The 14,071-nt window shown below is 43.9% G+C and carries 8 protein-coding genes, 2 tRNA genes, 1 rRNA gene and 1 other annotated feature; of the genes, 5 read left to right on the top strand and 6 right to left on the bottom strand.

Annotated elements, in window-relative coordinates:
- Positions 1-187: 187 nt before the first annotated feature.
- From Q8P86_01470 to Q8P86_01460, 3 genes are all read left to right on the top strand, one after another.
- Positions 188-2,203: a hypothetical protein gene (locus tag Q8P86_01470; GenBank protein ID MDP3996344.1), complete on the top strand. Its 2,016-nt coding sequence runs from the start codon at positions 188-190 to the stop codon at positions 2,201-2,203.
- Between the two features lie 146 nt (positions 2,204-2,349).
- Positions 2,350-3,528, top strand: coding sequence for a phospho-N-acetylmuramoyl-pentapeptide-transferase (locus tag Q8P86_01465; GenBank protein ID MDP3996343.1), 1,179 nt, complete (start codon positions 2,350-2,352; stop codon positions 3,526-3,528).
- 92 nt (positions 3,529-3,620) lie between these two features.
- Positions 3,621-4,304, top strand: coding sequence for a hypothetical protein (locus Q8P86_01460; protein MDP3996342.1), 684 nt, complete (start codon positions 3,621-3,623; stop codon positions 4,302-4,304).
- 69 nt (positions 4,305-4,373) lie between these two features.
- On the opposite strand, the gene Q8P86_01455 is transcribed toward Q8P86_01460, so the two are convergent.
- Positions 4,374-4,826 (bottom strand): hypothetical protein, encoded by a 453-nt coding sequence (locus Q8P86_01455; protein MDP3996341.1) that lies wholly within the window; start codon positions 4,824-4,826, stop codon positions 4,374-4,376.
- A gap of 305 nt (positions 4,827-5,131) precedes the next feature.
- Here Q8P86_01455 and Q8P86_01450 point away from each other — a divergent pair, with 305 nt between their 5' ends.
- Complete coding sequence (locus Q8P86_01450; GenBank protein ID MDP3996340.1) at positions 5,132-6,598, top strand: Mur ligase family protein; 1,467 nt, start codon at positions 5,132-5,134, stop codon at positions 6,596-6,598.
- Positions 6,599-6,672: 74 nt separating this feature from the next.
- Here the strand turns inward: Q8P86_01450 and Q8P86_01445 are convergent, their stop codons facing one another.
- Positions 6,673-6,840: a hypothetical protein gene (locus Q8P86_01445; protein MDP3996339.1), complete on the bottom strand. Its 168-nt coding sequence runs from the start codon at positions 6,838-6,840 to the stop codon at positions 6,673-6,675.
- A 180-nt stretch (positions 6,841-7,020) separates the two neighbouring features.
- Between Q8P86_01445 and Q8P86_01440 the strand changes: the two genes are divergently transcribed.
- Positions 7,021-7,971, top strand: coding sequence for a PLP-dependent lyase/thiolase (locus Q8P86_01440; protein MDP3996338.1), 951 nt, complete (start codon positions 7,021-7,023; stop codon positions 7,969-7,971).
- A 54-nt stretch (positions 7,972-8,025) separates the two neighbouring features.
- On the opposite strand, the gene Q8P86_01435 is transcribed toward Q8P86_01440, so the two are convergent.
- The 4 genes from Q8P86_01435 to Q8P86_01420 all read right to left on the bottom strand — a co-directional run bounded on the left by Q8P86_01435 (position 8,026) and on the right by Q8P86_01420 (position 13,762).
- Positions 8,026-8,102 (bottom strand) — tRNA-Ile (locus tag Q8P86_01435).
- 743 nt (positions 8,103-8,845) lie between these two features.
- Entirely contained in the window at positions 8,846-9,493 is a 648-nt protein-coding gene (locus Q8P86_01430; protein ID MDP3996337.1) for a hypothetical protein, read from the bottom strand.
- 1,097 nt (positions 9,494-10,590) lie between these two features.
- Positions 10,591-11,369 (bottom strand) — a sequence feature (16S ribosomal RNA rRNA prediction is too short).
- 821 nt (positions 11,370-12,190) lie between these two features.
- A tRNA-Ile gene (locus tag Q8P86_01425) sits at positions 12,191-12,269 on the bottom strand.
- A gap of 283 nt (positions 12,270-12,552) precedes the next feature.
- A 16S ribosomal RNA gene (locus tag Q8P86_01420) occupies positions 12,553-13,762 on the bottom strand.
- Positions 13,763-14,071 lie beyond the last annotated feature (309 nt).

Below are 14,071 nucleotides of genomic sequence, written 5' to 3'. Positions count from 1 at the left end.
CCCCCCACGAGGAAAGTCACAAAAAAGTGACTTGAGCCCCCGGCAAGCGCCCTTGGAGCGGTCACTTTTTTGGGAGCTTTCCGAGTGGGGGGGGTAAAAAGCAAGTATTTCGTAATTCACAGTATAGACGTTTAAAGCTCTGCTTTTCTCCTTTATACTTTACCCTTTCTACCTTATACTACTCTCCATGAGTCAACATTCTCCGTTGTACGAAAATATCAAGAACAACCCCGTGGTCTATGTTACCCGCGACTTGGAAAGGGCGTGTGGCTTGCCATTGCCTACCGAGGGATACCATATTATCACTAACAAAGCGCGAAAAGATGCAGACCCTCTTTATGGAACGAAAGAAAACGTAACGGTTGTTGTTTCAGAAAAAAAACTTGACACGCACGAGCTTTTGAAACGCGAAGAGTCAATAGAGCTTTTTTCCCGCCTTGGCAAGGCCGGTTTATTGGTTTTCAAGAACACTCTCGCCATTGAAAGAACGGCAAAAGAACTGGGCATCACTCTTTTAAATCCGCCGTCAGAGATCGCCCGTCTGGCCGAAGAAAAAACGAGTCAAGGACAGTGGCTTGAGAACTCGTCAAAGTTTCTGCCTCCTCATGTGATTTCAAAGATAAAAGAAATTAACCTGAAAAAATATCCCTCAATAATACAGTTTAACCACGCCCATTCAGGCGAAGGAACACTGCTTGTAACAAACAACGCCGAACTTTCAAAACTTAAAACGAAATTTCCGGAAAGAGAAGTCCGCTTGAGCGAATACATAAAAGGGCCGGTGTTTACGACAAACGCCGTGGTCTTTGATACGAAAATAGCTCACGGCAACATAAGTTTTCAAATTACCGGACTGTCTCCTTTTACCGACTTGCCTTTTTCATCCGTAGGCAACGACTGGGGACTACCCAAGAAAATGCTATCCAAAGAACAGACGTTGCAGATAAGAGAAATAATGAGCGACATCGGCATGATTTTCCAAAAACATAAGTGGCGCGGACTTTTCGGGGCGGATTTTGCGATGGACGAAAAAACGCGTAGAATTTATCTTTTGGAGGTAAACGCCAGACAAACAGCCAATGTCGCGTGGGAAGCCACTTTGCAGAAGAAAAACGACCCTACCGGCCTTTCTGTTTTTGAAGAGCACCTCTTAGCTCTTCTGGAAATGCCCCTGCCCGACCTGCCTTCCACGGAACTTAGAAATGGCGGACAGCTAATTCAGCGCCTAACTGACGACTGGTTAAACACAGCCCCTCTTCTTAAAACTGACAAATTTGGAAAAGAAGGACTTTCGGTTCACGCGAAAAATGAAGACAAGCCGAACGCCGCCATCTTGCAAATACAAAGCCAAGACAGCGTGCTTGCCGATCAAAAAAACTTAAATCAAAACGGCGAAAAGATAAAACGTCTTCTCCCTCTGTTTAATGTCACGACAAAAAAACTTTTGCCGGAAGCTATTGCCATTGTGAACAACTACCTTCACCTACCCCTTCCGGTGCCTGTGCCCTGCCCCTACTTCAACAACCGCAGATCGGGAATTCGCGGAGCGGTAAAAGCGGCCATAGGAAAAGGCAGTGTTGAGGAAATAAAAGAAGAGGCAGAACTTATCTTTATGAAAAACCACATGGATTTTTCCAAACTTGATAAAGAAAATATCATCAAAATCCTGGTTGACAACAGGATCGGCGTGGACTGCTCCGGTTTTGCCTACCACGTTTTAAATGCCGAGGGCATCGCTCGCGGCTGTGGAGCTTTAAAATCTCGTATCTCTTTTTCAAATTCAAAATCGTTCTCGCGAGCGCTTCTCTCTCGTCTGCGCACGATACAAAACACCTCGGTAGCCACTTTTTCCCACGACGCAAACAGCAAAGAAGTGAGAATTGACGAAGTGTCCCCGGGCGACTTTATAAGCATGTTGCACGACAGTGAAGACGAGAGGCAGTTTAACCACATGGTCGTGATTTCCGAAGTCAAGCGCCAAGAAGAAACTCCCCTGAAGTTAAAATACGTTCACTCGCTGGCATGGCCTTCTGATGGACCTTACGGCCACGGCGTGAGAGAGGGCGTTATAGAAATCACGGACGTTACAAAACCCGTTTCCGAGCAAAAATGGGTGGAAAATGGAAAAATGGGCGCGGAAAACCTCACCCAAGAAAGAGCGAAAAAGTCAGAAGTTAGCATCAGGCGACTTAAATGGTTTTAGATTGATTTTACTACCTCGTTAACTTGACTTCTCTAAAGACAAGCCGAGAATGCCGACTACGGAATTCCAGATGAGGCGCGTCTCGGCCGGCGACTCGGGTTTTTCTTCGTGTTATCGGTTTTGCAAACATGTGATAATATTCCCCTATGTCTGAAGTTGTTTTAGACGCATCCAACCTTTCCTTGATTATCGGCTTTATTCCCATGGCCATAGTGGTGTCTTTTGGCTTAGCGCCGATAATGACGCATTTTTTGTATAAATACGACATTACCGTGGGAAGGCGTGGTGGCTATGACCCGACACTGCTTTTGGAGTCCCGCAAAAGCAAAATGAACACCCCGACAATGGGTGGGATTCTTGTCATATTTACCGTCGCGGTCATCACCCTACTTTTTAACTGGGAACGTAGTTTTACTTGGGTACCGATTGGAGTTATGCTTCTTTCTGCCTTTCTCGGCGCCTTAGACGACATCCTGAACATTTTCGGCACAAAAAGAAGGAGTCGTGGCCTGAAACAAACACTGCTTCTTATCCGCGTGCATCACGACTTAAAAGCCCGAGTATGGCTCGCCATCACTCTGCCTTGGGTTGTTTTCAAGAGAATGTCCATGTGGATAGGGTCGCACCCCGGCAAAGGCGTTCATGTTCACGAGAAACTTATTTTGCAATTTTTGGCGGGCGCCATTACGGCATGGTGGATATTTTTTAAACTTGGAGAACACTGGAGGGAAATCTACATTCCTTTTTTAGAAAACGGAGGTTCAACATTCTTAGGCCCGGCAGGAGCAGACAGCTTTTTAAATATCGGGATTCTTTTGATTCCGCTTATTATTTTTGTAGTGATGTTTACAGCCAACGCGGTGAATATCGCGGACGGTATGGACGGACTTGCCGGCGGTATGCTTATTCCAACCTTCGGTTCCCTTTTGATCCTTTCTTGGATGGGCGGTTTTACGGAAGTTGCGATTTTAAACGCGACAGTGGTTGGAGCCCTTGTAACTTATACTTATTTTAACATCAAACCGGCGAGATTTCAGATGGGTGATGTCGGTTCTTTGGGACTTGGGGCTCTTTTGGCAATAAATGCCATAGTTATAAATCAAATGGTGGCCTTGGTTTTCTTGGCTTTTATGTTTTACGTGGAAGCTCTGTCGGTAGTATTGCAAATAGCATCCCGAACCATTTTTGGCAAAAAGATTTTTAAAATGGCGCCTCTGCACCACCATTTTGAGCTTATTGGCTGGAGCGAGGAGAAAGTCATAATGCGTTTCTGGATAATACATTTGGCATTTGTAATGACAGGAATATGGATAGCTCTGCATTGATAAGTCACCAATCAATCCCAAATCTAAACACTAATAATCCCGAATAGGGATTCGGGAAATTTGAGATGAAAATTAGAGATTGATTAGAGAACATGTATTTACACTGGAACGAAAAAACCATTACCGACTTTTCTCACGAAAGCGTTGAGGCCTTGTACAACAATGGTTATGTTTTCACCCGTCTTGGCAAAGGAGTAATGCACCAAACCAGAAGCGCGAGAATTGCCCTTTCAAAATTTGAGCTCTCAAGCGAGAACCGGCGTATCTTAAAAAAATGCGAAGGATTGAAGATGGAGAAACTCCCTCTCCCCTTGTCTTTGTCTTCAGACGATACACGCTATTCCTGGCCCATCGGCAAAATGGCCAAGGACTTTTATGCGTCCCGCGATGCGGACTTTAGCGCGAACAAAATTAAAGAACTTTTAACTAATCCCGAAAAAAGCAATTTCAACTGCCTCCTCCGCTACACGCTACACGCTACACGCTACACGTTTGCTTACACAATCTGTTACGACTCGCCGAATATTTTTCACTACTCCTATCCTTTTTACGAATCTGAAGCCCCAAAAGACACAGGTCTCGGCATGATGCTTCTTGCAATTCAACAAGCAAAAGAGGACGGCAGAAAATATTTTTACATAGGTTCACTCCAGAGACCTTCTGACACGTACAAACTCCAATTTGAAGGCATGGAATGGTTTGACGGGAACGAGTGGAACACGGACACGGAAGCAATAAAAAAGCTATTGAATGAATTACCCCTCAACAAATCTTAAATTATTTTATCCATTATCCGGCCGAATAATGGATATGGTATGTGTGAGATATACCTGAAGTCAGGTAGATTATACATTTTCTCTACCGGGAATGGGTTCAAACGCAACTTGCGAAAGGTCTTCTTCCGACGAATCACTTCCAAGCAACTCCAACTTTTCTTCATATCTAATCATCAGTTCTTTTTTCACAACCTCCAATACGGCACTTAAAGGGATGTCTTTTCCATAACCGTCATTATCAACCAAAAGCCAATCGATTCTATCTCGTGACGCTGGCCGTAAATCCGTTCTAACCCCTGCCATATCAGAAAAATTTAGTGACAATGCGGTAGATCCTCCCCTCCTGTCACTTGCTTTTTTAAGACGCAAATCATCAGCCATCTTTTTTTGGATGACCTTTACCACATCAGCTAATACAAAACTTCTTAAAGTAGACACTCTGTGCGCCAACCACCCCTCCTTTTCATTATTTTCCATGTCTGCCTCAATAGCCACGGCCTCGAAATTATTATGCTTTTCCATATTTAAAGTTAAATTGATTAAACTGCTATAATTATACACTCGTAGAACAAGCGATACAACGGTCTGTCAACACCTGTATTTTCCGACGATTTTCAGTTATTATCACTAATAAACCCGAATAGTAAAATAAGAATTTTATCCCGAATCAATCTCGAATCTGATATTAGGGAGTATTCGCGACTTTAATTCGTGTCTGATTAGAGAATTCGGGTTTGATTAGAGATTATGACTTCACACATACACATCATCGGCATCCCCGCCTTCGCTTTGAAGCTATGGCGGGCGCAGTGCGGATTGAACAACTTATGACCAATCACATACACATTATTGGAATCTGCGGTGTTGGAACATCAGCGCTTGCAGTCGCGCTTAAAACGGCCGGATACAAAGTAACAGGAAGCGACAAGGGCTTTTTCCCACCCGTATCAAACGCACTTAAAGAGGCAGGGGTGGAATTTTGGGCGGGCTGGCATCCGGAGAGGATGAAAACAAAAGACACCACCCCGTCCGTCAGAACGGACACCCCTCCTCAAAGAGGAGGGGTGGAGCAGGGAGGAAACGAAAGAGTGGGAACTCCTGACTTGGTGGTAGCGGGTGGTGGCGGAACAAGTGAAAGCAATCCGGAAATTATTTTTGCCAAAGAAAAAAACATCCCCATTTTGTCTTTTGCCGAGGCGGTCGGCAAATTTATTGTCAAAAATGAGTCCGTTGTCGTAGCCGGAACATGGGGAAAAACGACTTCATCGGCCCTGCTTTCTTTTATACTTGAATACGCCGGAGTCAATCCGAACTATTTTTTTGGCGGACTTTCGCTATCTCACGCGAGCGGAAAAATCACGGGTAGCGACTTGAGTGTCGTTGAAGGAGACGAGTATCAAGCCGCCATTTGGGACAAGAAGCCGAAATTTGCGTATTACAAACCAACCCGATTGCTTTTGACTGCTGTGTCTTGGGACCACGCCGATATGTATGAGACAGAGGACTCGTATTTTGAAACTTTTCAAAATCTTGTTAACTCTATTCCTGACAAAAAAAATATCTTGGCAAACATAGACGACCCGGGCGTGAAAAAAGTTATTGAAGGCAGTCAAGTTACTTCATACGGAAAAAGTTCCGACTCTACGTACCGATACGAAAATGTCCGGCAAGACAAGAACGGGCTGACTTTTGAGATTGTCCACAATAATACGGCACATCGTATCAATTCGCCGATGATCGGACTTTACAATGCCGAAAATATTACAGGTGCTTTCGCCATGGCCCGAGAAATCGGAATTGAGCCGGAAACTATAAAAAAGGCCTTGGCGGAATTTAAGGGCTTAAAACGTCGCCTTGAGAAACGATACGCGAACGACATTGTCATTATTGACGACATAGCCCACTCGCCAAGCAAAGCTCGCTTTACTCTCGCGGAACTCCGCTCTATTTATGGCAACTCCAAAATCATTGCTATTTTTGAGCCGAATATCGGAGGACGGGAGAAGATGGCGAAAAAAACCTATGATGACGCTTTTAAAGATGCTGACTTGGTAATTATCCCTCGCCTTACAAAACAGAAAATTTCTCCGGAAAAGGAAGCTCCGATGGGAGGGGCCGAGCTCGCGCATACGATATCCAAAACACTTGTAAACACAAAATACATAGAAAAAGACGAGGAAGTGATTCAGTATATCAAAGCGAATATTAGAAAAGGAGATGTGGTATCCTTTCTCGGTTCTCACGGTTTCAGGGGGATGATAGAGGAAACGGTAAGACAGATTAAAGATTCGTGATTCAACAAGTTTAAGGAAGTCCGCCTTGCGTCACTTCCTGATGTTTTGCGTTACAAGCTACACGTTACATTATTCTATTTACCCTCATCGGCGATTTCCACTTCCACTTCCCCACTGTCTTTTACGTCAGACACCAGAAGAGAGATGCCACAGTGGTTGCATTCCAATGTCTGGTTTTTTGACAAGTTCGGATACGGAGACGTATCAATTTCGTTTTTGCATTCAATACAAATTAATTTCATTTTCTCTAATCAATCCCGAATTAAGAACTCTAATCGTCCCGAATCGGAATTCGAGAGGATTCGAGCAGAAATTAGAGATTGATTTGTGATTAAAAGTATAACGCTCTATATTCTACCTGAAACCCGCATAAATTCAATTGACTTTCTTAGCTGTAAGCTATACGCTAAATCCCATACACTATGTCAAAACAGGAAAAAACGTTGACTGTCGGGAACGACTCAGCGGAAAGGAGTGACGGAGAAACTGAATTTAAAACCGTAACTCCCGCTGAGGAATATCCTAAACTGACCGCGTCATTGGGGCTGAGAAGGTTGTTTTTAAAACGGGAGGACTTGCATCCGTACGGCTCGCATAAGGGTCGTTCTATTCCCCGCATGATTGACCTGTACAAAAGCGAAGGGACGCGCCGTTTTGCCATTTCTTCTTCAGGAAACGCAGGACTGGCGGCGGTAAGACACTTCGCAACACTTTCGGAAAAGGACCTGTCGCTTACCGTCTTTATCGGCAAAAATATAAATGAGGAAAAGAAAAAAGAACTCGCGAAAACGAAGGACGGGAGAATTGAAATAATAGAAGAGGAACGGCCTAAGCAGAAACTTTTGGAATTTACGAAAAGCGGCGAGGTGCGGAGTTTGCGACAATCAACCGACGACACGGCTCTTATCGGATATTTTGAGCTGGCGGAGGAAATTTTGGAGATTCCCGACGTCAGAGACATTTTCACCGCCTGTTCTTCGGGTACTACGGCGGAAGGACTCGCCGCGGACATCTACCGGAGAAACAAACTCGTAGCCCATCATATTACGCAGACAAGCGGGTGTAATGCTATTGCTCGTCTGCTTTTGGGAAAAAAGGCGGAAGAAGTCGCAGAGGAAAAGTCGCTCGCTGACGCCATTGTTGATAAAATCGGGCATCGCAAAGAGCGGGTAAAACTTTTTGTAAATAAAAGCGGTGGCGGGGCTTGGATTGTTTCAAATGAAGAAATTCTGGTGGCCCAAAAGTTAGTCAAAGAAAAAGCAGATTTGGAACTGACTCCAAACGGGGTGTTAGCCATAGCCGGTTTGATTCAAGCCGTAAGAGAAAACAGAAATTTTGATGGGACCGTAGTGTGTTTGGTTGGAGGAAAATAAAGAACGGAGCGCGCAACAAAGGCGTATGACATTTTAAGCGACATTAGGAATTAGTGGTGCGAGTGCCAAGACTCGAACTTGGGACCTCTCCATTATCAGTGGAGTGCTCTAACCACCTGAGCTACACTCGCAAATTACTCTGAAAATATACCAAAAATAGCGCGCTATAGCAACAAAAAAACGGCTAAATATATTTAGCCGTTTTTTTGACCCTTCTTTGTCTTCATCTATGTGAATTAGACAATTAGAAATTGAAATTTCTTTTACCTTCTGTCCTTTGTTTTGTTCCGTTCCTTACCGCCGCATCACATGAGACACGATGATGCGGAAAATCCGAAATTCTAATACCGAAATCCGAAACAAATTCAAATTATCAAAATATTAAATTCAAAATAGAGACTACTGTTTGGAATTTTTGTCATTTGAATTTTGATATTGTTTAGGATTTAGTATTTCGTGCTTTGGATTTCCGCTATCACATTCCATGTGATACGGCGGGTGCCGTCTTTCCGGTCTGTCAGATTTTTTTTAGGATATTAATCTTATCCACCGCTTACTCCGTAGAGATAGCGATATCGACTCGTTCAGTCATCGGCGTCTATCAGCGTTTTTATCCGCGATAATCCGCTCCTGACATTGTTCACTTGAAATATTCCACGAGCAGCTTCCGCTACCCGTGCCTTGTTCATGTTCTCTCCCCAATTTTCATTGGGGCATGGACTATATCTTCATCCGATTGATAATTATCAATGGAGCCAACGTTTTATAGCACCGTAATCGCAATGTCGAGGCACTGCGACACATTATGTGCATGCTATCTTCATCCGCTTTTAAGCGGAATCCAGTCTCTACGGGGCTAAGGAGAGTCGCTTATTCAACCGAGTTTGTATTGCATACTTTCCAATACATACGGCTTTACCAAGTTTCTAATTTTCAACCTCGAATCTCGCTTCCAAATTGCTAATCTATACCTTTTATGATTTCGTTCTAACAGAGCTTCTATGCCGTAAATGGCATACAGACATTTTGCAAGCAATTTATTTTCTTTTCGTGTGAATGATTGTGTGTTGATGTGGTAACCAATAATTTTTCCATTCCGGATAACATTGTTACCATCATCCATAAACCATACTGCAAGCACGCGAGGATCCTTTAGAAATTCTTGAATATTTTGAGGAATTATTTTTTGTTTATCTCTGTAGAAAACATTCCGCAATTCTGATAATTCAGAGTGACTAATGGTCCGGATAGTAAGGGAATTATTCCTATCATAGTATCTAGGTTCTGAAAGGATATAATTCTTAAGAACACCGTATTTCCACCATACGTAATCTTTTTGTCCCAGACAATGATTGATAAACAAACGATAATTGGTCTTTGACCAATTATCACACAGACATCCGTCGCCTAAAATACTTCCAATAATGAGAGCTCTTTGCTCCTCGGTAAAAGAAATATTTTTTAACTTTCGAATCTCCGTTGAATAAGTGACTCTCCCAGCTTCCCTCGGTATTGCCTTCATGCCTTTAATTATAACAAATTAAAGAGGAGGGGTTCACCGATTTCAGTTGGATTTTTCTGTCAAGTTTCCTTGACAGGTCGCAATTGTATTTTACAATAACGACTTACTCCCTGTTATTGAGCTTACCGTAGTGCACGCAAAGCGTGCGCTTCGGGTATTCCCAACTCCCTTGAGTTGACGGGCGGTTTTTCGGTCAATTGATATTTATTTTCAATAGCCAAACACCACTGGGCAAGCGGTTTTCCCGCACCCTAGCGGTTCTTAGAAATTTAAAATGCAAATCTCAAAATGCAAAATGATCCCTGTAGCAGAGCAGAACTCGCTACGGGACAAGCAATGCAAAATTAAAAATTACATACAACCTCTAAGTTCGTCCCTTCCCTATCAAATTTTACTTCGATAGGTACTACGGACTCTGCAGACTTCTCACTTATTGTTAATCAATACTTTAGGAAATTTTTGCCCGTCCTAATATATTGCTTACTTTGCTCTTTAAAAACAAAGAACAAGTGAGATCTCCCACGGTAACCGAATACACTGTTTTTTCTCATCTCGATGCCACGATACGCATAACAGTTTTTGTAACACAGTAGGTTTCTCCATGTACTCGCAGGATAACCTCTGTTATGCGCCATGACTGGCATTCAAGCTAAGAAATGCTACTTTACTCCTTCATCTATAGTCCTCGCGGACAGTAGACTAGTATTTCGCTTCAAGACACTGTGAATTGTCTTGGTTGGATTTCCTCGCCTCGCTATAGCTTCAGCGAAAACGTGTCCAGCTGTAATTTTCAAGCTCTTGACTGATAACACAAGATATGATAACATGTAACATAGTCCTGACCTAATTAATTAGGGATCTTGTCAGGGAGTTCTGGAAGAATGTTCGAAATCAGTCCCCAAAAGCGAAAGCGGTTGGTTTGAATAGATCCAACGCCGGTCCCGCAGAATAGAGATAGAAACTCGCAACAACAGCTTTCAGAGTTCTAGATCCTAAACCCCCCTTATAAAATAAGCAGGGGTTTTTATTTAATTAAGCTCAAAAATTACAGCTGGACCGTGCCCTCCGTAATTTTAACGAAGGACGGGTCACCAACTAGCGTACTCGATCGCATGGCGACCCGAGTACAAGACTTGAGAACGTATTCACCGCGGTATGCTGACCCGCGATTACTAGCGATTCCAACTTCATGAGGTCGAGTTGCAGACCTCAATCCGAACTGGGGCTGCTTTTATAACGATTAGCTCAGGATTACTCCGTCGCAAACGTGTTGTAACAGCCATTGTATCACGTGTGTAGCCCAAGCCGTCAAAGGGTCATGCTGATCTGGCGTCATCCTCGCCTTCCTCCCCGCACTTTGTTCGCAAGCGAACAAAGTAAGTTTATCAAGTCAAAAGTTCTTAAAGTTTATCAAGTAAGACATTCTCTAACTTGATGAACTTTATACTTTATAACTTGACGAACTCACTTTGCGTCTTCCGCGCAAAGTGGTGGCCTCCAATATTTCTACTGGAGTTCCCTTGGATGTCTAGGCTTGGTAAGGTTCTTCGTTTAGTATCGAATTAAACCACATGATCCACCGCTTGTGCAAGTCCCCGTCTATTCCTTTGAGTTTTAGCCTTGCGGCCGTACTACCCAGGCGGTTCATTTAACGCGTTAGCTACGCCTCTCAGAGGGTCGATACTCCGAAAAGCAAATGAACATCGTTTAGGGCGTGGACTACTGGGGTTGAAAATGTTACTTCCGCCTGATGCGGAGGCGAGGGCATTTCTGCCTCGCTCTACATGTTTCCATGCAGTCCGGACTATATCTTTATCTGTAGCAATTCCATTTAGCTTTCTTTTTTTCAAATTCCGCCAGTATGACAGATTCTGGAAAAGGACTTAGCTTGATTACTTCAGATATCCAGCGTTGTTGAAATTGAGGGTCTTTATAGAGTAGAATGGCTTTTTTGAGCATACTCGAAACAGGTATGTACGGCAGGATAATACGCAGAAATTTCTTCAATTCTTCCTGCGAACGAATCCATAACCGCCAATACTGATCTTGCTTTCCATCGCGCTTTCGCCCGACAGGAGCAACTATCGCTCGTATGTTCCAAACCACTCCAAGATAGCGAGCAAGTATTTTGACTGACTCTTCATCAAAGCCGTCGGTACAAAACACCCCTTTTCTGCCTCCGTAGCCAATAAGTGAACCGTCATCGCACCACCATACGGCGAGCGACAAAGCGTTCATTTGATTTAACCATGTGCGCCTGATGCGCAAGGCATTGTGCTTATAGGTCAAATGATGCAGTTCGGTCAATGCTGGAGTTCTCTTGCTCCTGAACCTCCACTTTGGCTTCGTACTGTATCCATCCGGCTTTTGCACGCTCACACTACCATCTCCGGCTATCTCTTTAAGCACATTCGCTTTCCATAAGAGATAGTCTTTTTGAGTTTCCGAATGACGAATTTGTAAATTCGCATTGGCGTACTCGTTTTGAATCTTGAGCGACCCATCTCCAAGAATTGACCCTAGAATAATGGCTCGCACTTGATTCGACAAAGGCACATATTTTGAATCCGCGTTTTGCATATATTTTTTGCATTACGACAGAAAATGCACCAACTATCTTGCTCAATTTCATAGTCTCTACGGGGTCGTCTTGCACTGAAAGAAGGTGCCAAATTTTTCGAAAATTCGGCGGAAAAATGGAGCGGATGGCAAGGATTCGAACCCTGCGACCCTCACCTTATCAAGGTGATACTCATTCCAACTGAGCTACATCCGCGCCCAAAGAACAAATTGAGTAAGGGACACATATTCACGCTTTCACGAATTACTCACGCTTTCTGTTGGTGGTTTTTCCTGGACAAAGAGATGTGCAGATAGCCCCGCAACACCCAACCCTCCGACTATGGACAGTTGTTTTTCTTTTCCCTTACTCGCACCAGCATTGCTCCAAGAATTACAATGCAGGTAAATTAACCTTCTTTCAATGCAAGAAAACTTCCCTCGGGATTGTCTCCAACGCGCCAGTAAGCGCATAGTGTCAGAGAGTTTCCCCGATACAGCTAGATTTTCATCCCGAAGTCGCCTTCGGGAGAGACACCTTTTGCCTATGTTTTATTAGCGGGCAAGGATTATCTAATCCCATTCGCTACCCACGCTTTCGTGTTTCAGCGTCAGGAGTGCGCCAGTGAATTGCCTTCGCTTTTGGTGTTCCCCATGATATCAACGGATTTCACCCCTACACCATGAGTTCCATTCACCCCTCACACCCTCAAGCTTTGCCGTATCCCCTGCAAGACCCCGGTTGAGCCGAAGAATTTAACAGAGGACTAACAAAGCCGCCTACACACCCTTTACGCCCAATGATTCCGGATAACGCTCGGGGCACTCGTATTACCGCTGCTGCTGGCACGAGTTTAGCAACCCCTTATTCATCAGGTAACGTCAAACGCGCGAAGCGCGCTGAACTCGACACGAATCTACGAATAGAAGATGCGAATGACACGAATAAAATCAAGTCTTGTTAATTTTATTCGTGTCATTCGTTCTTTACATTCGTGTCATCAGTGTCATGTACAGTGTGCTTCGCACGCTTCCTCCCTAATAAAAGGTTTTTACATTCCTAAGAACTTCATCAACCACGCGGCGTCGCTCCGTCAGGCTTTCGCCCATTGCGGAATATTCTCGGCTGCAGCCACCCGTAGGTGTATCGGCCGTATCTCAGTCCGATCGGTGGGGATCGGGCTCTCACCCCCCCTAGGCGTCATAGCCATGGTAGGCCATTACCCTACCATCTAGCTGATACCGAGTAGGCTGTTCCAAAAGCGTCTTGCGACTTTACTGACCGCATCACATGAGAGGCGAAATAAGTTTATAAAGTAAAAAGTTATAAAGTTCATCAAGTAAGAAAAGCGAGCCTAAAAAATCCGGCATTGGTCTTACTTTATAAACTTGCAACTTTATGAACTTGATAAACTTAATTCACATTCCATGTGATGCGGTCAGACCATCAGGAATTACCCACGCTTTCGCGTAGCTATGCCTGACTCTTGGGGACATTCCTACTTATTACTACCTCGTCTGCCGGTTGTGCGCGAAGCGCACAAGTTACAAGTTCGTAAAGTAAAAAGTTTGTAAAGCAGAAGATTCTGACTTTATGAACTTTATGACTTTATAACTTTATAAACTGTGTGCTCCGCACACACCCTTGACTTGCATGCCTTATCCACGCCGCCAGCGTTCATCCTGAGCTAGGATCAAACTCTAATTTAAGAAATGAGGACATTATTGCCTACATCGCTCCGACCTACGGAGGAGTTGCCTCCCTCGTCCGCCGGAGTTTTGTTTGCATCTTGTCTGCATTTTTAGAACGGAACAAAACAAAAGACAGTTTTTGCTGAAATTTTGTTTGTTGTTTTAAGAGTTTGAACTTGCTCTGCCGGCTGTCTTAGTCAGCCGGTGGAATCATTTTTTTCCCGCAGTGAAAATTTTTAATTCTCTACTGCCGGGAAGGAATAGACTTTGAGACCTTGCACGTCTCAAATCTTTAATATTTCAAGTTTTAATTGTCAAAGTCCACAC

Source organism: bacterium, assembly GCA_030699905.1.
Lineage (GTDB): Bacteria > Patescibacteriota > Minisyncoccia > Phycocordibacterales.
Note: the sequence above shows the minus strand (reverse complement) of the source record. Positions and strands in the feature narration are given on the sequence as shown.